11 protein-coding genes and 7 pseudogenes are annotated in these 21,235 nt (G+C 62.2%); 9 read left to right on the forward strand and 9 right to left on the reverse strand.

The window, feature by feature from the left end; translation table 11 throughout:
* Window positions 1-60: 60 nt before the first annotated feature.
* Both C9F11_RS49195 and C9F11_RS49200 read left to right on the forward strand, forming a co-directional pair.
* Window positions 61-198: pseudogene (locus C9F11_RS49195) on the forward strand (IS5/IS1182 family transposase); the annotation flags it as partial.
* A 4-nt stretch (window positions 199-202) separates the two neighbouring features.
* Window positions 203-445: pseudogene (locus C9F11_RS49200) on the forward strand (hypothetical protein); the annotation flags it as partial.
* Between the two features lie 15 nt (window positions 446-460).
* Here C9F11_RS49200 and C9F11_RS43885 read toward each other — a convergent pair.
* Entirely contained in the window at window positions 461-1,285 is an 825-nt protein-coding gene (locus C9F11_RS43885; RefSeq protein ID WP_249402314.1) for an IS110 family transposase, read from the reverse strand.
* Window positions 1,222-1,725: an IS110 family transposase gene (locus C9F11_RS49205; protein WP_249402315.1), complete on the reverse strand. Its 504-nt coding sequence runs from the start codon at window positions 1,723-1,725 to the stop codon at window positions 1,222-1,224. The genes C9F11_RS43885 and C9F11_RS49205 overlap by 64 nt, the downstream gene beginning before the upstream one ends.
* Before the next feature lie 349 nt (window positions 1,726-2,074).
* Here C9F11_RS49205 and C9F11_RS43890 point away from each other — a divergent pair.
* Both C9F11_RS43890 and C9F11_RS43895 read left to right on the forward strand, forming a co-directional pair.
* Window positions 2,075-3,581, forward strand: a pseudogene (locus C9F11_RS43890) (ISL3 family transposase).
* A 515-nt stretch (window positions 3,582-4,096) separates the two neighbouring features.
* Window positions 4,097-7,888 carry a hypothetical protein gene (locus tag C9F11_RS43895; protein WP_138967996.1) on the forward strand — a complete coding sequence of 1,264 codons (3,792 nt, stop codon included), beginning with the start codon at window positions 4,097-4,099 and terminating at the stop codon, window positions 7,886-7,888.
* Between the two features lie 192 nt (window positions 7,889-8,080).
* Here the strand turns inward: C9F11_RS43895 and C9F11_RS43900 are convergent.
* Window positions 8,081-8,242, reverse strand: a pseudogene (locus C9F11_RS43900) (IS5/IS1182 family transposase); the annotation flags it as partial.
* Between the two features lie 11 nt (window positions 8,243-8,253).
* Here C9F11_RS43900 and C9F11_RS43905 point away from each other — a divergent pair.
* Window positions 8,254-9,106: pseudogene (locus C9F11_RS43905) on the forward strand (IS701 family transposase); the annotation flags it as partial.
* 188 nt (window positions 9,107-9,294) lie between these two features.
* Here C9F11_RS43905 and C9F11_RS43910 read toward each other — a convergent pair.
* A complete protein-coding gene (locus tag C9F11_RS43910) occupies window positions 9,295-9,486 on the reverse strand; it encodes a hypothetical protein (protein WP_138967998.1) in 192 nt (63 codons plus the stop codon).
* 57 nt (window positions 9,487-9,543) lie between these two features.
* Window positions 9,544-9,924, reverse strand: a pseudogene (locus tag C9F11_RS43915) (AAA family ATPase); the annotation flags it as partial.
* Window positions 9,925-11,463: 1,539 nt separating this feature from the next.
* Here C9F11_RS43915 and C9F11_RS43930 point away from each other — a divergent pair.
* Window positions 11,464-15,234 (forward strand): hypothetical protein, encoded by a 3,771-nt coding sequence (locus C9F11_RS43930; protein WP_138968005.1) that lies wholly within the window; start codon window positions 11,464-11,466, stop codon window positions 15,232-15,234.
* A 143-nt stretch (window positions 15,235-15,377) separates the two neighbouring features.
* Here C9F11_RS43930 and C9F11_RS43935 read toward each other — a convergent pair whose 3' ends face one another.
* Window positions 15,378-16,148: a transposase gene (locus C9F11_RS43935; RefSeq protein ID WP_138968007.1), complete on the reverse strand. Its 771-nt coding sequence runs from the start codon at window positions 16,146-16,148 to the stop codon at window positions 15,378-15,380.
* A 140-nt stretch (window positions 16,149-16,288) separates the two neighbouring features.
* On the opposite strand from C9F11_RS43935, the gene C9F11_RS43940 reads away from it, so the two are divergent.
* A complete protein-coding gene (locus tag C9F11_RS43940) occupies window positions 16,289-16,912 on the forward strand; it encodes a transposase family protein (RefSeq protein WP_138968009.1) in 624 nt (207 codons plus the stop codon).
* Here C9F11_RS43940 and C9F11_RS43945 read toward each other — a convergent pair.
* Complete coding sequence (locus C9F11_RS43945) at window positions 16,896-17,729, reverse strand: IS3 family transposase (protein ID WP_269078174.1); 834 nt, start codon at window positions 17,727-17,729, stop codon at window positions 16,896-16,898. The genes C9F11_RS43940 and C9F11_RS43945 overlap by 17 nt on opposite strands.
* A 63-nt stretch (window positions 17,730-17,792) precedes the next feature.
* Complete coding sequence (locus tag C9F11_RS49795) at window positions 17,793-18,158, reverse strand: transposase (protein WP_269078159.1); 366 nt, start codon at window positions 18,156-18,158, stop codon at window positions 17,793-17,795.
* 214 nt (window positions 18,159-18,372) lie between these two features.
* Here C9F11_RS49795 and C9F11_RS43950 point away from each other — a divergent pair, with 214 nt between their 5' ends.
* On the forward strand, window positions 18,373-18,594 hold the full coding sequence (locus C9F11_RS43950) for a hypothetical protein (protein ID WP_138968011.1): 222 nt from the start codon (window positions 18,373-18,375) through the stop codon (window positions 18,592-18,594).
* 24 nt (window positions 18,595-18,618) lie between these two features.
* Here the strand turns inward: C9F11_RS43950 and C9F11_RS43955 are convergent.
* Window positions 18,619-19,432: pseudogene (locus tag C9F11_RS43955) on the reverse strand (transposase family protein).
* 968 nt (window positions 19,433-20,400) lie between these two features.
* Between C9F11_RS43955 and C9F11_RS49800 the strand changes: the two are divergent.
* Window positions 20,401-20,793, forward strand: coding sequence for an integrase core domain-containing protein (locus C9F11_RS49800; protein WP_269078160.1), 393 nt, complete (start codon window positions 20,401-20,403; stop codon window positions 20,791-20,793).
* Window positions 20,794-21,235: the final 442 nt, after the last annotated feature.

The raw sequence follows: 21,235 nt of genomic DNA on the forward strand, positions 1-21,235 counted from the left end.
GTTGGTGATCTCACCCATCAACGTCCCGACGCAGGAGCCCTGTTGGTCCCGTATCGTGCCATGCTCGATGTTCCGCACGAGGTCCTCGAGTACGTCTCGTGGCTCATCTGCGCCCGAAGGTGTGAACTCAACTCGCCGTGGCGGAAGCTGCGGTGCTTCCAGCGGGCTCTGCTCACACTCGTGTACCTGCGCGAAGACCGCCCTGGGCCTGGACCACTTCGAAGGCCGCAGCTGGAACGGCTGGCACCGCCACGCCACCCTCGTGACCGCCGCCCACCTCTTCCTGACCGTACGGCGCACCGACCCAAACAGCCCCTGCCGGGGCATGACTCTCTATGAGGAGCCTCGCGCTTCTCGGACAGGGATCTGGCTGTCTATTTCACGGGCAATGCCACTTAGTTACACAGCAGGCTGGTTGAGAATAACGGGTCTGACACGAGAATAGAGTCAACCGTGCAGGTCAGCCTGCTGTGATGGGTTCGAAGCGGATGGTCAGACCGAGGCTGTTGGCCTCCTTGGTCATACGGCGCATGGCGCGTTCGGGATCGCGACGGGTGAAGTGGTCGGCTCCGAGATCTCGGTAGGGCTCGTGGTCGTGCAGGACGTGCCAAATGGCGATCACGAGTTTGTGCATCACCGCGACGAGGGCGCGTTTGCCGCCTCGTCTGGCCGACAGGCGGCGGAAGAAGACTCCGAGGTAGGAGTCCTTTTCCCTGGTCGCGGCCATGGCGGCGACGCCGAGCAGGCGCTTGAGGTTGGTGTTGCCGGGGCGGGTGCGGCCGGACTTGCTGATTCCGGCGGACTCATTCTGGCCGGGGCAGACCCCGATCCAGGAGGCCAAGTGGTGGGCGGAAGCAAACTGCGCCATGTCGCCGCCGGTCTCGGCGATGATGATTTCTGAGCCGAGGCGGCCGATGCCCGGGATGGTCTGCAGGATCTCCATGTCTCGCTCGTGGCCGGCCAGCAGTTGGGCGATGCGGGCGTCGAAGTCGGCGATGACGTTCTTCCAGCGGTCGATCTCGTCGAGGTAGTGGCGGACCATGAAGGCGTGGTGGTCGGTGAACTCGCCGTCCAGGGCATCGATGAGGGCGGGGATCTTGCTGCGGGCCTTGCCGCGGGTGAGGTCGGCCAGACGGCCCGGATCGCGTTCGCCCGAGATGAGGGATTCCAGGATCGCCCGGCCGCTGGCGCCGGTGATGTCGCTGAGGACGGCGGAGAGCTTCATGCCGGTGTCCTCGAGTTCCTTCTCCAGCCGCTGGGCCTCCCAGCCTGCTGCCCGGACCAACTCGGTGCGGCGGCGGGTGAGATCACGCAGTTCCCGGATGTCACGGCTGGCACGAAGGAGGCCATCACCATGCCAGAGGCGCCGGCGCGGGCAAGGAAGGCCGCGTCGCCCGGATCGCTCTTGCGGCCACGGATGCCCTTGAGGTGGGCGGGGTTGACCAGCATCAGATTCAGATGCGGCTGCAGCAGGTAGTACACACCGCGCCAGCAGTCCGAGGTTGCCTCCATGACCACCACCTCGGCCCGGCGCTCGAGCAGCCAGGCCAGCAGGCGCCGCACCTCGGCGGTAGTGGTGCCGAACCGCTCGGTCTCCAGCGACCAGCTGCCGGCCCGCTTCGTCGAGGGAACGCGGACACAGGCCGGCAGGAACCGCTTGCCCAAGTCCACTCCCGCGGACCGCAGATGGATGACCTCGTCCTTCACGTCCTGGAGCCGGGGCATCATGGTCTCCTCCCGCGTGGTGCGTCCGTACTCGGCGGGTGCCCCGGAAGAGCCAAGGGAGATGGCGGAGTCCGACACACGTGCTCTGGCAGCGGGGATCCGATGCCCTGACAACAATCCGTGGTCCCCTGGTCGGCACCCATCGCCATCCTGTAAAACGAGCTCGCTCGCATCGCAGGCCCATCGGCTGACCGGGACACCCGGCCCGATTTTCCCGCACCCGAGGTGATCAGCGCAGCGATCTCGCCCACCTGTAAAGGCTTCGGCTCTGTCCTGTAGCTGGTGGTGACGGCGGGTAGCCGTCCTTGATCGTGATCTCGTGATGGATGTCAACTCCTTGGTGGGAGCGGTGTTTTCGGGGCTGTCGCTGTTGGTCGTCGAGGATGTGGCGGACGGCGGCGACTCGGTCGTGGTCATGGCCCGCACTCGGGATGCCGCGGTCCCGTGCCCGGCGTGCGGGACGCCGACGGCGAAGGTGCACGGGTACCACGGGCGGACGGTGAGGGACCTGCCTGTCGATGGGCGGCCAGTAGTGCTGCACCTGCAGGTCCGGCGGCTGGTCTGTCCCGTCGTTGGCTGTCGACGGCAGACCTTCCGCGAGCAGGTCCCCGGACTGGTGGAACGTCATCAGCGCCGCACGGTTCGGCTGGCCGCCCAGATATCCCAGGTGGCACGGGAGTTATGCGGCCGTGCGGCTGCGCGTCTGGCCGGCCTGCTGGCCATGCCGGTCTCCCGCAGCACCGCGCTGCGCTATCTGAAGTGCCTGCCGCTGCCCGAGCGACCTGTGCCGAGGGTGATCCGGCGTGGATGATTTCACCCTGCGGCGGCGCCACCGCTACGCGACGATCATCACGGATGCCGAAACCGGCCGGCGCATCGCTGTCCTGCCCGGCCGCGAGATGGCCACCCTTGAGTCCTGGCTGCGGACACACCCAGGTGTCGAGGTCGTCTGCCGGGACGGACCGGCCAGCCACGCCGAGGCCATCCGTCGCGCCCTGCCCGCCCCGGTGCAGGTGAGCGACCGCTGGCACCTGCGGCGAAATCTCTGCGGCAAGGTCCTGCTCGAAGTCCGCGCGCACACCGGCTGCCGGGCCACCATCAACCCGCCGCGCCCCGGCGGGGTGCGCGAGCAGACCACCCGCGAACGCTGGAACAAGATCCATGATCTCCTCGGGCAGGGCACCGGCCTGCCCGACTGCGCCCGCCGCCTGAACCCGGCCCTGAACACCGTCAAACGCTACGCCCGCATGCCCGAACCCCAAGCCCTGCGCATCACGCCCCATTACCGCCCCGGCCTCGTCGACCCCCACCGCGATCACCAGCGCGAGCGTCGCAAGGCCAACCCGGCGGAGCCGGTCACCCACCCCCTGCAAGAGACCAGGGAGTCGGGCTGCACAGGCAGCACCAACCTGCTGGTCCGCTACCTCAACCAGGGCCGCGCCGAGGATGATCGCCCGGTGACCACCGCACACCAGGCCACGCGGCTCCTGCTCACCCATCCCGAGAAGCTTCGCCGGAAGGACGCCACCCTGCTGCAGAAGACCACCGCGGCCTGCCCGGAAATGACCGCGCTCGCCGAACTCGTACGCGGCTTCGCCACCTTGCTGAGACCCGCCGAGGGCAACGACATCCAACTCACCCAGTGGATCGCGTCCGCCCGCGCTGCCGGACTGCCCCACCTACGCAGTTCCACCAACAGCCCGGAGATCGACCGGCCCGCCGCGAACGCCGGCCTCACCCTTCCGTTTCACAACGGCCGCACCGAAAACGTCAACACCCGCACCAAGCGGATCATGAGACAGATACACAGCCGCGCCGGATCCGATCTCCTCCGCCACCGCATCCTCCTCCCCTGACCACTCGGTGTCACCACCGACTACGGGACAGAGCCAAGAAACGGTGTAACTCCGATCATGGAGGATTGCACCTGTGCCCAGCGAGAACATAGCCAAGTCGTCCGAAAATCCGCGCCGTCCAGGAGACACGGGCCACAGCCAGCGCAGACTTGGCATGACGGTTGGTCAGAACGACAAAAGTCGAACAGGCTTGCCGTCGGTATCAATGCCGCAGGCCCCCCAGCACCGGCCCGGCCGGAGCGTTCGGGCGCACACGGGAAATGCGAGGCGTGCGGGAACAGATCGTCCAAAGGTCACGCCACGATAGTCAGCCAGCAGGGTCCCTTTCCCCTCGAAAGGCAGGTCGAGGCATGCCTCACTCCAAAATGCCAGATCACCGCTCTGTGAAGAGCACACCAGGACGCCAGGGCACCGGCACGCGCCGCCAGGGCCGAGCGCACTCTAATCAGGGCGGGCAGGAGCGCCGGCGCGACTATGCGCTGAAGGAGCTGGCGTGGCGGCTCCACAGAGCCCGCATGGGCGAAGACCCTGAGTTCAACAAATGGGCCGCACAGCGGCGTGCGGCTCAGGGATGGGGAGAGTGGGCCAGCGCTCAGGCACGTCGGCTCTCGATGGCCGGCAGCGGGGCGTGGATGGACCCGCTCGTGGCCGAGTATTTCGGCCTGGACCCACGACACCCGCTCCCTCAGTGGGGGACGGAGCCCGCGTCGGGGCAGAGACCTCCTGCCGAGGGCCCCGGCGAGCACGTCGGCCGCCTGGGCAAGGCCTACTACGCAGCCGGTATGGGGCTGAGCCTGACCCAGCCGTTCTGGCAGCAGGATATCCGGACCGCCAGATCGACGGACGACCAGGCCCAACGGAAAGCGGAAGAAGAACAAGAGAAATGGGAACAATTCCGCAAGGAGCAGCGGGAACCATTCCTCAAAGAATGGCGGCAGCGGAATAGGCAACAGGCCCACTCCCCGGCCCCGGAGAAGGCTCCCCTCTCTCCCGGTCAGGATTCCGATGACCCCGGCCCTGCCGGGATCACGTACGAGCAGTTCCTGAAAGCCGAAAACCCGGCCGAAACAGTCCCTGCGAACCAGCCACAGGCCGGACAGCGGCTGCCCCAGACATGGGACACACAACTGGCAAACCGGCTCCTTGGACCTGAGCCGTCCAGCGGCAGCTGGGGCCTGCCCGGCACCACAGCAGCCCCCCGCTCTGAACACGCCTCGAAAAACCCCCTCGAATCCTTAACCATCGACGACATCAAAAACATGGACTGGGCCACCTTCAAGAGCACCTTCCCATCAACAGAGATCGACAATCCGCGAGTCGAATGGACACGGAAAAAAGACGCCACGACAGGAAGGACGATCAGGAAAGGGCCAGTCAGGCACGAAGTCTTCTTCATTTACCCGGAAATAACAATTTCACGACTGGCCAACGGTAACGATTTAGACAATATTTCCACTTTTCCTCCGACGGACAAATGGGCCCCTCCAACGGACGAATGGACGAAAACCAGAGATGACCTCATTAAGGCATCCATTTTAGAGGATGGCGAGCTTCTGGATTTCGCGAAGCAATTCCTCCTGAACATAAAGAAAGCGCTTGACCTCGGGGGGCCAGTATCCAATATTTACGGCTACTTCCCGGCGCATCGAGTAATCGACGCCCAAGACGTAAACCCCCAGGCAAGCCCGAATGTAATAACGGATATTGATGGCAAATACATCGGCTCTGTAGTCATCACGCCAGGGAAAAGGGCATCCGCCTATCCTTCTACGTTCGATAACTTCTATCCTCTAATCGACATGGACAACAACGAAGAATTGGGCAGCTTCGCAAGAGAGCTGGGCCATCCAAGTTCCGTTGCACACGACGCGGACACGGCCACAACAGCATACGGCAGTGCAGCCGTGATCCAGATACCCCCTAATGAAATCTTAGTGGGTGTTACTGAAGGTCGAGCATATGTGATAATCCCGCCGGTCATGCAAGTGCATGAGATCGTTCATGGAATCGACGATAGCGGCGGGACAACCGAGAACGAAAAAAGCGCAAGAAAAATCAGCTATAAATATACGCCACACGAGGGCCCGAACAAGGGCAAGGAGATCACTATCGAGTCCACCGTGGACTTCGATGAGCATAGAACACTTGGAAATCCACAAGTTTGGCCGGTTTACGCAAAGAAGTACGGAGTCGCAACACCCCAAGAGCTATTTCAGGTAAAATTCGTCACCCCCTTGGAAGCTCTCAAAAAGGAACTAACAGAAACGATAGAAATCGCAAGCAAGAATATGGCTAGCGCCCCCGATAAATGGGAAAAAGCCATTTTGGCCAAAAAGAAGGAGGGCCTGGAACGGTCGCTGGAGAATGTCGAGTACAATCTCGGCAATCTAGACGCCGCAGAGAAGGCATTCCTGACCAAGGAATGGAATGTCGTGGGGCAGCTATTAGGCGATGAGAAAGCTAACCGAATTGTATATCAGCGGGCCGACACTGACAAAACCGCTCGAAGCTCTTTTGTGCAAGTGAAAGACAAGAAGGTTGCGGAGGTCCTATTCGAATATCCGCGCGAAATTTCACAGGAAATAGTGAGCAAAATACAAGCCGATCGCAAGTATGCTTTCCCTAAAGGGAAAGAGAGACTCCAGCGGCAGGATGCGAATGCCGCAGAGAGTGTCTTGACCGTAGAGAGCGTCAGCGTGCTCTGCCACAGGGTGACGCGCTCGGTTAATAGTTTCTGCTCCCTCGTTTTTGATATAACTGGTCGGGGTCATCGGGCAGATGGCTCTGGTCGCAGTGGAGATCCGGCGGTGGAGAGGCCGCGCACTGAGCAGCGGCAGCTCTCTTCGGATGTGGAGCAGTCGAAGAATGGCGCAGATGTTCGGAACAAGGCAGGCCAGGATCTTGGAGGCAGGCAGGCCGGTGCTTCCCGTGCCGCCGGGCTGGAGACGAAATACGGATACATAAATCTGGCAGTTGGTGCCGGGGAGCTGGCTTCTTCGAATGCAAGCTACCGGGACTGGTTCATGTTCGGGACCAGTATGATTCCCCTCTATGGCGGGGGAAAGACTCTGGCTCAGGGTATCAAAGAGAAGGACCCGGCCCTCATCACTGCCGGTGCTGCTGACATTCTGCTGGATGTAGGCTCATTTGCAGGCGCTTCAGTCCTTAGTCTGGCCCTTAGCCTTGCTGTTGCCACGTATGAATATAGCAAGAGGATGAACCTTGCAGCGGACTGGATCAACAAGGCGCTCGTCAAATACGGCGAGAAGATGAATGCGGCGTACGAGAAAGAGTACGCCGATATTGTTACCAGGCTCTACGGGGCCACTTCGGAAGAGATTGCCGAGCAGCGAAGGCTGATCGACTCTCAGTACCGCTCTATCGTGCAGCAGAAGCTCGGGAACTTCTACAAGGATGTGCAGCCCGGTTCCTCTCCAGAGGAAATTTCCCTGAGGCTCCGGACGGGCCTCGATGAGTCCGGCAAGCCACGTGACTGGGAGCGGACTCTCTCTCAGTCATCCGGAAAAATAGCACAGGCTTTCAAGAAACTGCTCATAGATCTCGAAGAGCTCCGCCAGGTCGTGGACAGCCACATGCGACTCTGGGATCCAGATGTGAAACATAATCGTGATAAATCCATGAGAGCTCAGGAGTTCATGGACTGGAAACGATCATTCGAGCTCTACAGGTTTATAGAGCCGGTCTTTGAAAAGATAGAAGACGACGCAGCAAAGAACGTCACACCTGAGGTAAAGGGACGTGTTGACTCACCCCATGGGTCGCCCTTTGGGCAGAACGCGATGAGATACAAACTCAGAGGGCTGGCGTCCCCGCACCCGCTAGTTGCGCATCTGCCCGGAATCTGGGACACGTGGAAGAGCGTGACCGGGTCCCTGGTGAAAAAGCTTCCGCTCTTGACACCAGACTCTGCTGCCAAAACAATGGGAGCCACCCACAGAAATCACCTGGAATCCGGGAAGGATAAGAAAATTTCACTGCACGGCCGGGGGCAGTTTACTCACCGAGTGGCATTCCGGAAGTTGTTTTCCGGTGGATGGATGATCACTAGCAGCCGTAAGGATAGGTTCGAGGGCGAGATCATCGCGACAGTAGTACCCACGGAAAATCTGGAGTATGAGGTTCGCATGCACCCCGATGCGCCCAGTGAAATCCGGTTTATAGCTGTCTCTTACGAACCCCAGACCTCGACATCTCAGGGAGCGCGTTGGGAATCAGGACGTATCAACAAGAGAGGCGACTCGATCAAGATTCCAGGTTTCCGGAATGCCCGGATACAAATCTGGTGAAAGCTGTCCCGCAGAGGCTCGGTGAGGTCGTGACGTAAGGCCTGTTTGTGCAGGCAGCGGGCATAAAAACCCGTGCTCATGCGGGCTGGCAACCTGATTGTGGAGGATGTGCCGGGCAGAGATGATGATGGGGTGGCCGACCACGAGAGTTGCGCGTTTCCAGGGCGATTACGCAGTGAGCGTTTTCCAACCTTACGCTGATGCCTGGTGAAGGATGAGGACGGCCTTCACCACGTCGGTGATCCGGTTGGTGCTGCAGCGAAGTTCCCGCAGGAGGCGCCAGCCCTTGAGGGTGGCCATGGCCTACTCGCCGAGGCAGCGGATCTTAGCGTGGGTGATGTTGTGGCGCCGCTTCCACTGAAGTTTTGTGTGTCCAGGTGAAGTTGGAGCGCTTCGTCGCGGATGTGTTCGCGTCGGTACCGCGAAAGGATCAGCACGCGAAGGGCGACTGCTATCTGCGGGGGCTGTTGCTGGACGGGCGACGCAAGTCGATCCAGGCCATGGCCGCTCGGCTGCCGGACGGGCGACGAGCAGAACCTGCAGCAGTTCGTGAACCAGTCCACCTGGGACCCGACCCCGGCACGCAGGCGCATTGCCGAGCGCATGACCGCCCGGATTAGCCCCGAGGCATGGGTGGTCGACGACGTGTCCTTCCCCAAGGACGGCCGGATGTCGGTCGGGGTGGCGCCGCAATACTGCGGCGCCCTGGGCAAGCGGGCCAACTGCCAGGTCGCGGTGAGCGTGCACGCCGTCACCGCCGCGGCCTCATGCCCATTGCAGTGGCGCATGTTCCTGCCCGAGGAGCGTGCCGCTGATACCGAGCGCCGCAGAGCGTGCAAAGTACCGGCGGACATCGGACACCGTGAGAAGTGGCTGCTTGCCCTGGACATCCCCAACGAGTTCACCCTCTGGGGCATGCCGCCCCGCGTCGTGCTCGCCGACGCGGCCTTCCGGAGCGAACTCACCGAGCGCGCGCTGGGGTATGTGCTATCCGTCCGCTCCGACGTCACCGCCCACCCCTTCCACGCGGTGCCCGAGGCACCGGCCCGCAAAGGCCGCAACGGCTGCTGGCCCCAGCCCCGCTATCGCCGGGCACCCCTGAGCGTGGCCGCTCACGCCGCCGGCCTGGAGCGCGATGCCTTCGCCGAGGTCACCTGGCGCCAGGGCTCCCGCGGCCCGATGCGCTCGTGCTTCGCGGCCCTGCGCGTGCGCCCGGCCATCAACTCCGTCGTCCGCCCGCTCAGATCCCGGGCCTCGGCCGAACAGGGTGTTGCCCGGCACTGAGAATGCCGATGAAGGCGGCGTTCACGGTGCCGACGGGCTCTGATGACGATGCCCCGCCGTTGGGTGTTCCGGCGGGGCGGTCGTCGGCTAGGTGTCGTTGTCGTCGGCAAGGTGCCGGTGGTTCAGCGGTCCTTGAGGGAGCGGGCGCGTTGGCGCCTGAGCCGGTGGGTCTCGTCGAGGAGCCGGTGGCTTTCCTCGATCAGCTCACGTGCTGTCCGCCGCAGCTCACGTGCTGTCCGCCGCAGTTCGCGGGCGTACTCACAGCTGCTGTGCAGCCGCCTGGTCAGAGGATCCCGCCCTGTGTGGGTCGCCATGAGGACCAGTTTCCCGGAACCGGTGTGGTGATGCCGGACCCGGACGTGAAGGGGGCCTCAGTCGACCACCTCGCTGACGGCCGCGCAGGCGGAGGTGTCGTCGACGAGGTTCTTGCCGGTGGCGAAGGCCGCGACCAGGGACTGCAGGGCGAGGTTGTTGACCGCCCGCGGGTAGCCGCGCGAGGTCGTGTGGATCAGACAGAGCGCGTCCTCTGTGAAGAGCTGGTCGGGCCGGCCCACGAGCTTGAGGTGGTGGGCGATGTAGCTGGTGGTCTCCTCGGAGGACATGCCCGGCATGGTGTAACGCAGGGCGGTGCGCTGTTCGAGGGCGGCCAGGACGGCGAGCTTCATGGTGCGCCGCAGAGTGGGCTGTCCGACCAGCAGGCAGGAGAGCGGGGAGTCCTGGTCCATGCCCTGGTTGGTCATCATCCGGATTGAGGGGCCCCGAAGTTTCCGGACAGGGACTCAATAGGGTTTCCCTGAACAGGGAACGAGGGAGCACGATGTGGCGTCACTCAGCAAGTACACACCTGAGTTCCGTGAAGAAGCCGTCCGGGTCGCGCTGAGCTCGAGTAAGACGATCTCCGAAGCAGGCCGCGAGCCCGGGATGAACCCCGAAACCCTCCGGGGCTGGGTGAAGAAACACAAGGCACGCCAGGAGCCGGCGCCAGACGCGGAACTGACGCTCAGCGAACGAGCACGCCTCAAAGAGCTGGAACGCCGGATCCGCGAAGCCGAGATGGAAAACACCTTCCTGAAAAAAGCCGCAGCGTACTTCGCGGGGGATCCCCGGCAGCGAGCACGTACGAGTTCATCAACGAGACGCGGCTCGACACGACGGAGTACGCGTACAGCGTCGGGTACAGGTGCAAGCGACTCGGCGTCTCCAAATCCGGCTACTACGACTGGCGAGGCCGTCCCGAATCCGCGACAGCCGAACGGCGTGAGGAACTGAAACTGCTCATCACGAAGGCGTTCGAGGACTCCGACAGCACCTACAGCCACCGGCGCATCCACGCACAACCGCACCGCCGGGACGTCACCGCCGGCCTGGAGCCGGTCCGCCGCCTCACGCGCGAACGCGGGCCTGGAGCCCTCCCAGCCGAAGCCGAAACGCTCCGGCCTCACCCAGGGCACCCCCGGCCCCGCGCCCGACCTCGCCGGCCGGAACTTCACCGCCGACACTCCCGGCCAAAAGCCGGTCGGGGACATCACCTACGCGTCCACCAGTGAGAGGTGACTGTACTCGGCGACCGCCATCGACCGCCGCACGAAGGAAGCCATCGGCTACGCCATGGACGACCACTACCACACCCCCCTCACATCCCGGGCCATCCGCAACACAGCCCGGAACAGGAAACTCACAGACGGCACAATATTCCACTCGGACCGCGGATCGAACTACAGGCCAGCCGAGCACGGTGAGACATTGAAACACCTCGGCCTTCCACGTTCCGCCGGACGGACCGGGACCTGTTTCAATAACACTATGACGGAATCATTCTTCGCGGCGCTGAAGAACGAGCGTGTATCCAGAGTGACTTACCTGACACGCGAAGCCACCCGGCAGGACATCACTCGGTACATCGAATCCTGGCACAAACACAAACACCTCCACTCGGCAGTGGGTAACCGCCCACCTCGCGAAGCCCACACCGAATACCAGACATTGCACATCACGGCGTGAAGTCATCACCAGACACCTGCCCGGAAAGCGCGAGACCCCTCAAGCTCCGGGAACAGATCGTCCAAAGGTCACGCCACGATAGTCAGCCAGCAGGGTCCCTTTCCCCTCGAAAGGCAGGTCGAGGCATGCCTCACTCCAAAATGCCAGATCACCGCTCTGTGAAGAGCACACCAGGACGCCAGGGCACCGGCACGCGCCGCCAGGGCCGAGCGCACTCTAATCAGGGCGGGCAGGAGCGCCGGCGCGACTATGCGCTGAAGGAGCTGGCGTGGCGGCTCCACAGAGCCCGCATGGGCGAAGACCCTGAGTTCAACAAATGGGCCGCACAGCGGCGTGCGGCTCAGGGATGGGGAGAGTGGGCCAGCGCTCAGGCACGTCGGCTCTCGATGGCCGGCAGCGGGGCGTGGATGGACCCGCTCGTGGCCGAGTATTTCGGCCTGGACCCACGACACCCGCTCCCTCAGTGGGGGACGGAGCCCGCGTCGGGGCAGAGACCTCCTGCCGAGGGCCCCGGCGAGCACGTCGGCCGCCTGGGCAAGGCCTACTACGCAGCCGGTATGGGGCTGAGCCTGACCCAGCCGTTCTGGCAGCAGGATATCCGGACCGCCAGATCGACGGACGACCAGGCCCAACGGAAAGCGGAAGAAGAACAAGAGAAATGGGAACAATTCCGCAAGGAGCAGCGGGAACCATTCCTCAAAGAATGGCGGCAGCGGAATAGGCAACAGGCCCACTCCCCGGCCCCGGAGAAGGCTCCCCTCTCTCCCGGTCAGGATTCCGATGACCCCGGCCCTGCCGGGATCACGTACGAGCAGTTCCTGAAAGCCGAAAACCCGGCCGAAACAGTCCCTGCGAACCAGCCACAGGCCGGACAGCGGCTGCCCCAGACATGGGACACACAACTGGCAAACCGGCTCCTTGGACCTGAGCCGTCCAGCGGCAGCTGGGGCCTGCCCGGCACCACAGCAGCCCCCCGCTCTGAACACGCCTCGAAAAACCCCCTCGAATCCTTAACCATCGACGACATCAAAAACATGGACTGGGCCACCTTCAAGAGCACCTTCCCATCAACAGAGATCGACAATCCAAATATTTCGTGGACACGAAAAGGAAAGAAAGCCCCACCAGCCCCTCCAGTTAGACATAAAGTCTATTTCATTTACCCGGAAGTCACGATCTCGCAATTGGCTAACATCAACTCTCTCAATAGCATATCCATAGGGGGGGACGATAGGGATGTCTTCATCAAGGAATCCATCTTGACCGATGGTGAGCTTCTGAATTTCGCGAAGCCAGTGCTCTTGATGATAAAAAAGGCCCTTCTCGACGGAGGGCCAGAGGCCGACATTTACCGCTGGTTCCCGAACCATCGAGTAGTCGATTATAGGGATGCCAACCCCATGGCATCGTTCAGTAATACCGTACTGGATACTGAGGGGAAATCCATTGGCACTATGATGTTTACACTAGGGAAAAGGTCATCTGACTATACTGCCAATACTGATACCAAGACCGCTGAAGCGTGCAATAGATTCTTCAACGCAGTCGACGCGTATGCGGCAGGCTCAACGAAGCGTTCCATCAGAGAAACCCTAGGAAACGCAAACCAGCTCTCCATAGGAGGACGACTAGCTGCGACAGCGTATGGCGTGACCTCTACAACTCAGATACCAGTTAATGAAATCTCCGTGGGCGTTGTTGCAGGGCGATCCTATGTGATGCTCGATCGAACTTCAACAGCACATGAGGTCGTTCATGGAATCGACGCATCTGGGGGGACGAGCGAGCTTGCCGACACAAGAACGATTGAATATAAGCTCGGCGACCAGATCATTAAATCCACTGGAAATTTCGACGAACAGAGGACGCTTGGAAATCCGCAAGTCTGGAAGGCTTACGCGGAGAAATACGGAGTCTATTCGAGAGAAGAGATAGAAGAGCTATTCAAAACCACGGAAGGGCAACTCAAGATCAAGAAGAAGCTATTTGAAATCAAGGTCATTAAACCCTGGAAGGAGCTCAGAGATAAACTAGCAAAGCAACTGGAAGGAACTCCTGAAGGGCTTACAGAGATACGGGAAGGCTACCAGCGGGCACTGGAGACCGTCGAGTACAACCTCAGCAATCCAGACGCCGCAAGAAGAGCATTCATGGCCAAAGAATGGGATGTCGTTACCCATTTGCTGGGCGAAGATGTTAATCGATTTGTATATTTCGCGGACGATGCTGACGTAACTGCTCGACTATCCGACGTGAAGATAGAGGACAAAGCAGTCGCAGAGGCCCTGATCTTATCCCCAAAGGAGATTGCGCAGAAAGTAAATAGCGCTATAAGCCCTGCTGGCGTTAGCGCACCTCTGACCGAGGGGACCCCTTCCGAAATCAGGCAAAGAGAGCGAAAAATAAAGAGGGAAATAGAAGCAGAGAAAAAGAAGGCGGCAGACATCTTGAATTCCTGCCGCAAGGCGAAGCGCTCGGTTAATAGTTTCTGCTCCCTCGTTTTTGATATAACTGGTCGGGGTCATCGGGCAGATGGCTCTGGTCGCAGTGGAGATCCGGCGGTGGAGAGGCCGCGCACTGAGCAGCGGCAGCTCTCTTCGGATGTGGAGCAGTCGAAGAATGGCGCAGATGTTCGGAACAAGGCAGGCCAGGATCTTGGAGGCAGGCAGGCCGGTGCTTCCCGTGCCGCCGGGCTGGAGACGAAATACGGATACATAAATCTGGCAGTTGGTGCCGGGGAGCTGGCTTCTTCGAATGCAAGCTACCGGGACTGGTTCATGTTCGGGACCAGTATGATTCCCCTCTATGGCGGGGGAAAGACTCTGGCTCAGGGTATCAAAGAGAAGGACCCGGCCCTCATCACTGCCGGTGCTGCTGACATTCTGCTGGATGTAGGCTCATTTGCAGGCGCTTCAGTCCTTAGTCTGGCCCTTAGCCTTGCTGTTGCCACGTATGAATATAGCAAGAGGATGAACCTTGCAGCGGACTGGATCAACAAGGCGCTCGTCAAATACGGCGAGAAGATGAATGCGGCGTACGAGAAAGAGTACGCCGATATTGTTACCAGGCTCTACGGGGCCACTTCGGAAGAGATTGCCGAGCAGCGAAGGCTGATCGACTCTCAGTACCGCTCTATCGTGCAGCAGAAGCTCGGGAACTTCTACAAGGATGTGCAGCCCGGTTCCTCTCCAGAGGAAATTTCCCTGAGGCTACGGACGGGCCTCGATGAGTCCGGCAAGCCACGTGACTGGGAGCGGACTCTCTCTCAGTCATCCGGAAAAATAGCACAGGCTTTCAAGAAACTGCTCATAGATCTCGAAGAGCTCCGCCAGGTCGTGGACAGCCACATGCGACTCTGGGATCCAGATGTGAAACATAATCGTGATAAATCCATGAGAGCTCAGGAGTTCATGGACTGGAAACGATCATTCGAGCTCTACAGGTTTATAGAGCCGGTCTTTGAAAAGATAGAAGACGACGCAGCAAAGAACGTCACACCTGAGGTAAAGGGACGTGTTGACTCACCCCATGGGTCGCCCTTTGGGCAGAACGCGATGAGATACAAACTCAGAGGGCTGGCGTCCCCGCACCCGCTAGTTGCGCATCTGCCCGGAATCTGGGACACGTGGAAGAGCGTGACCGGGTCCCTGGTGAAAAAGCTTCCGCTCTTGACACCAGACTCTGCTGCCAAAACAATGGGAGCCACCCACAGAAATCACCTGGAATCCGGGAAGGATAAGAAAATTTCACTGCACGGCCGGGGGCAGTTTACTCACCGAGTGGCATTCCGGAAGTTGTTTTCCGGTGGATGGATGATCACTAGCAGCCGTAAGGATAGGTTCGAGGGCGAGATCATCGCGACAGTAGTACCCACGGAAAATCTGGAGTATGAGGTTCGCATGCACCCCGATGCGCCCAGTGAAATCCGGTTTATAGCTGTCTCTTACGAACCCCAGACCTCGACATCTCAGGGAGCGCGTTGGGAATCAGGACGTATCAACAAGAGAGGCGACTCGATCAAGATTCCAGGTTTCCGGAATGCCCGGATACAAATCTGGTGAAAGCTGTCCCGCAGAGGCTCGGTGAGGTCGTGACGTAAGGCCTGTTTGTGCAGGCAGCGGGCATAAAAACCCGTGCTCATGCGGGCTAAGGCTTGTCCCGTAAATGATCTACGGTATGCCGGTTGGCCTGCGGCGTTTACCCGTCACCCGGCCAGGGTGGGGTTGTGCAGGCGGGCGATGCCGAGGATGGCGTGGTGGACGCCGTCGCCTTTCAGGCGGCAGTCGCGGAGGATCTTCCAGGTTTTCATCCGGGCGAAGGCGTGCTCGACCCGGGCGCGGACTTTGCGGTGGGAGGTGTTGTGGTCTTCTTTGCAGGCCGGGAGTTCGGACTGGCCCGGCTCACGGCGGTGCGGGATGACCAGACCGGTTCCCCGGTAGCCTCCGTCCGCGATCACCGTGGTCCGGCCGACGGCGGCCTTCGTACCGGACAGCTCCCACGCCTTGCAGTCGTTGCGGTTGCCGGGCAGTGGGCGCCCGACGGCTACGACCAGGCGGGTGTCGGCGTCGATGACGACCTGGTGGCTGGTGGAGTACCGGTAGTTCTTCGACTGCTCGGCGACCGTGTGGTCACGAGTGGGGACCAGGGTGCCGGCCACGATCAGGACGGTGCCCTTGCGGAACCGCTTGCGCTGCTGGAGGGCGAGCGCCGGCCCGACCTGGTCGATGATGCGGTCGGCGGCCGACTTCGACACCCCGAACAACGGGGCAAGCTGCCGCAGGGTCAGATTGGTGCGCCAGTACGCGGCGACCAGCAGAACCCGGTCCTCCAGCGGCAGGCTCCACGGCCTGCCCTTGCGGACCGGGCCCGCACCCTCTCGCCGCAACGCGGCGATCAACCTGCCGAACTGACGTGGACTCAGCCCAGTGAACCGGGCTATCCAGGACGGCTCCGACCCCGTGATCACACCAGCCACAGCAAGATCATCCCACCCGTGACCAGCAGCTACGGGACACCCCTCAGGGGTCTGTAAAGCTTGCGGGTCTTCCAAGATCTTCGTAGCCGGTGATCGAGTGAACTGGTCTGTGGTGCTGGGGTGTTGACGGTGACGCGCTGATGGTGTGTGCCATCGAGTTGGAGGACCTGCTGCCGCAGCTGGCCGCGGTGCAGGTTGACACGGTTGAGGCCGGCAAGGATCTCGTCCGGATCACGGCGCGGACGCCTGCCGGTGTCCCGGTGGCCTGCCCGGGATGCGGGCAGGCGTCGGACTGGGAGCATAGCCGGTATGTGCGGCATGTCGTGGACGAGGCGGTCGGGGGCCGCCCGGTGATGATCGACCTGGCGGTGCGGCGGCTCTACTGCGAGAACCCGGAGTGCGTGAAGCTGACGTTCGCCGAGCAGGTCGAGGGGCTGACGGTGCGCTACCAGCGCCGGACGCCGGCCCTGCAGGCCGTGGTGGAGGCGGTGGCCCGCGCTCTGGCGGGCACGGCCGACGCCCGGTTGCTTCTGCGCCTGCACCAGGTGCTCAGCTGGGCCACGCTGCTGGCCTGCCTGTTGCGCATCCCGCTGCCCGAGCGGCCCGTGCCGAAGGCACTGGGAATCGACGAGTTCGCCCTGCGCAGGGGAAAGCGGACCGACGCCGACCCCGCCATCACGCAATGCATGGACCGCTGGCACCTGTGGCACGGCCTGGCCGAGGCAGCTCGGAAGGCGGACACGGGGTTCATGCTGCGAGTGTGATTTTACGTTCTGTCTGTAGCTGCTGTTCGAACTCGGCAGGTGAGAGGTAGTTGAGGGCGCTGTGGCGCCTTCGGGCGTTGTAGTAGGTGGGCCACTGGAAGATCTCCAGCCTCGCCTGACGCATCGTTGAGAACAGCCTCTCGTGCATCGTCTCCCTCTTGAGCCCCTGCCAGAACGACCCGGCGAGGGCGTTGTCGTAACTCGAGCCGGCCCGGCCCCTGCTCCTGCGGATCCCGACACCGTCGCAGACCTGCGCGAACGCGTCCGACGTGTACTGCGAACCCCTGTCCGCGTTGAAGATCACCCCGGCCACGCCGCCACCCCGCGTGGCCACGGCCATCGTCAGGGCATCGATGACCAGTTCGGCACGCATGTGGGTGGCCATCGAATGACCGAGCGCCCGGTGTGAGCAGATGTCCAGGACGCAGGCGAGATACAGCCACGAGCCTCCGACCTGCACGTATGTGATGTCGCCGCACCACTTCTCGTTCAGCTGCCCGGCGGAGAAGCCGCGTTGGACAAGGCCGGGGGTAGGCGGTGCGAGCCGGTCCGGGACCGTGGTGCGCCTGCGGCGGCACAGGTGGCGGCCCTCGATCCGATGCAGACGCATCAACCGCTCGACACGCTTGTGGTTGACGGTGTGCCCGAAGCCCCGCAGCTCGGCATGGACGCGTCTGACTCCGTACGTTCCTTTGCGCGTGGTGTGGACCTCACGGATCTCCGTGACCAGGGCGTCGTCGGCGGCCGCTCCGTGCGGGTCTTCGCGCCGGCAACCCACCGGTAGCAGCCGGAGCGAGAGACCCGAAGAACCCGGCATATCCACTGAACACCGAAGGTCTCGGCGTGGACGGAGACGAAGTCCCAGCGGCGGTTCTTCACTTCATCTCCTTCGCGAATAGGCTGCCGCCCGACGCAGGATCTCCCGCTCGAGCCCCCACTCCTTCTCGGCCTTGCGCAGCCGGCCGTTCTCCGCCCGCAGCCGGGCCAGTTCCTCATCTCGGCTCTCCCCGGTCTGACCGTCACAGCCGTGACCATGGCCCGCCTGCTCGACGGCCTGGCGCACCCAGCTCCGCAGGGTCTCGCCGATCACCCCGACATCCGCCGCGACCGCCGCATATGTGCGTTGCCCGCCCGCCGCGCGGTACAGCGCCACCGCGTCGTTCCTGAACTCCTCCGGATACGGAGACTTCCGCCCCACCAGGACACCTTCTTTTGGATCTCCAAAATCCATCGACAGTGTGCCCACACCACCGAGGTCGCCTCATACCGCCTGTGGGAAGCGGCCGCCCCAACTGGGACTGATTTGCTATGTCACATGGCCCGACGGCCCTCACCTGCCGGCCTTCCGGCCGCTGACGGACGGATCACATGAGTCGTTCCCACTCAACCCGAAAGTCCGTCGCCGTCGCGCGGTCCAGCGTCACCGAGGGTCGGACATCGAGGAGCCATCGGGGATCCCGGTGCGGGTTGTCGAATACGAGACGAACCGGGAAGGCAAAGACGAAATCTTCTTCCTGATCACCACCATCATGGACCCGGACCAGGCAGGCGCCGCCGAACTCGCCGCCGCCTACGCCAAACGCTGGGATTTCGCGTCGAGCCTGGACGGAATCAAGACCCAACGCGGATGCGGCGGCGTATTAAGCTCAAAGACACCCGACATGGTCGAGCAAGATATTTAGGCACTGCTCCTGAGTGAACCTCTTTCATCCTGGGTACGTGCAGGTCAGGAGTGTGTGGACGGCTTGGACGATGGTGTTGATGCGGCGGGTGGAGTATCTGGCCTGTCGGAGCAGTCGCCAGGTCTTCAGCTGGGTGAAGGCGCGTTCCCCAGGAGCCCGCAGCCGGGCGTGCTCGCGGTTGAATTGCTGGTAGTGCTCGGGTTGTTCACGGATTCCCTTGGAGGGGGTGCGGACGGTGGCGCCGGCTCCTTGGTAGGCGCGGTCGGCGAGGATGAGGATCTGCCGGGTGAGGCAGGCCTGGACGATGCCGTGGGCGCGGGCCGTGGTCAGGTCATGCGTGCGGCCGGGGGTGGCCCTGGAGAACCACAGGGGTGTGCCGTCCGGGCGGGCGATGACCTGCACGTTCATGCCGTGCTGCTTGTGCTTCATCGAGTAGTACGGCTTGTCCGCGGCGATGCGGTCGGTGGGGATCAGGGTGCCGTCAACGATGACGAAGTCGCCCTCGCCCAGCCCGGTCAGGGCCTCGTGCAGGCCCGGCGCCCAGGCGGCCAGGCGGCCAGGACGTCGAGAGTCTCGTCGACGTAGCGCCAGGCGGTTGCCTCGGACACTCCGAATCCGGCGCCGACCTGCCGGTAGGTCGCATTCTTGCGTAAGTGGGCCAGGGCGAGAAGGGCCTGTTGGAAGCAGCTCAACTCGCGCCAGGGGGAGCGCAGTTCACGTCTTCGGGCGTAGATGAGCCAGGCGACATGCCCAACCAGCTCGTACGGCACGTCGAGCGTGGAAGGATACGGAACCAACAGAGCCCCTCGGTTGCCGGTGTGATGAGTGAGATCACCACGCCAACGACCAGGGGCTCTGCCTCGTCACCACACCCCGCTGACCTGCCATTTCACCCTCCCGGAACAGGATGAAAGAGGTTCACTCACTACGTGGTCCGATCAGCAGATGTGAGGGGCCCCGAAGTTTCCGGACAGGGACCCAATAGGGTTTCCCTGAACAGGGAACGAGGAAGCACGATGTGGCGTCACTCAGCAAGTACACACCCGAGTTCCGTGAAGAAGCCGTCCGGGTCGCGCTGAGCTCGAGTAAGACGATCTCCGAAGCAGGCCGCGAGCCCGGGATGAACCCCGAAACCCTCCGGGGCTGGGTGAAGAAACACAAGGCACGCCAGGAGCCGGCGCCAGACGCGGAACTGACGCTCAGCGAACGAGCACGCCTCAAAGAGCTGGAACGCCGGATCCGCGAAGCCGAGATGGAAAACACCTTCCTGAAAAAAGCCGCAGCGTACTTCGCGGGGGATCCCCGGCAGCGAGCACGTACGAGTTCATCAACGAGACGCGGCTCGACACGACGGAGTACGCGTACAGCGTCGGGTACAGGTGCAAGCGACTCGGCGTCTCCAAATCCGGCTACTACGACTGGCGAGGCCGTCCCGAATCCGCGACAGCCGAACGGCGTGAGGAACTGAAACTGCTCATCACGAAGGCGTTCGAGGACTCCGACAGCACCTACAGCCACCGGCGCATCCACGCACAACCGCACCGCCGGGACGTCACCGCCGGCCTGGAGCCGGCCCGCCGCCTCACGCGCGAACCGGGCCTGGAGCCCTCCCAGCCGAAGCCGAAACGCTCCGGCCTCACCCAGGGCACCCCCGGCCCCGCGCCCGACCTCGCCGGCCGGAACTTCACCGCCGACACTCCCGGCCAAAAGCCGGTCGGGGACATCACCTACGCGTCCACCAGTGAGAGGTGACTGTACCTGGCGACCGCCATCGACCGCCGCACGAAGGAAGCCATCGGCTACGCCATGGACGACCACTACCACACCCCCCTCACATCCCGGGCCATCCGCAACACAGCCCGGAACAGGAAACTCACAGACGGCACAATATTCCACTCGGACCGCGGATCGAACTACAGGCCAGCCGAGCACGGTGAGACATTGAAACACCTCGGCCTTCCACGTTCCGCCGGACGGACCGGGACCTGTTTCAGTAACACTATGACGGAATCATTCTTCGCGGCGCTGAAGAACGAGCGTGTATCCAGGATGACTTACCTGACACGCGAAGCCACCCGGCAGGACATCACTCGGTACATCGAATCCTGGCACAAACACAAACACCTCCACTCAGCAGTGGGTAACCGCCCACCTCGCGAAGCCCACACCGAATACCAGACGCTGCACATCACGGCGTGAAGTCATCACCAGACACCTGCCCGGAAAGCGCGAGACCCCTCAATGTGTGAAGCCGCCGACCAGGCCGATACTGACCCAGACCGCCTGTCGTTCATTCGATCACTGCGCATCATCCGCCACCAAATCACCGGCTAGGCGAGAGTTTCCTCTGCCCGTCTCGCCAAGACCATTGAAGCCGCCCGCACGGAAATCACTGAAAGGCCCAACCCCCGCTGGAGACACAGGAGCAGCCCACGAGCTGTCAAACGAATCCATATCCATACCTACAGAAGGAAGCGACCTACCTACAACACACTCTGCCACCCTGACCCACCTGCCGTCAAAATTCTCGCCGTTTTCTAACTAAGTGACATTGCTCCTCAGACTGCCGAACTTTCCCACCCCCCACCTGCGCCGAAATATCCCGCCAGCTGCCGAAATGAGCGCCAATCATGAAGGAAAG

The organism is Streptomyces sp. YIM 121038 (genome assembly GCF_006088715.1).
In the GTDB taxonomy this organism is placed as follows: Bacteria; Actinomycetota; Actinomycetes; order Streptomycetales; family Streptomycetaceae; genus Streptomyces.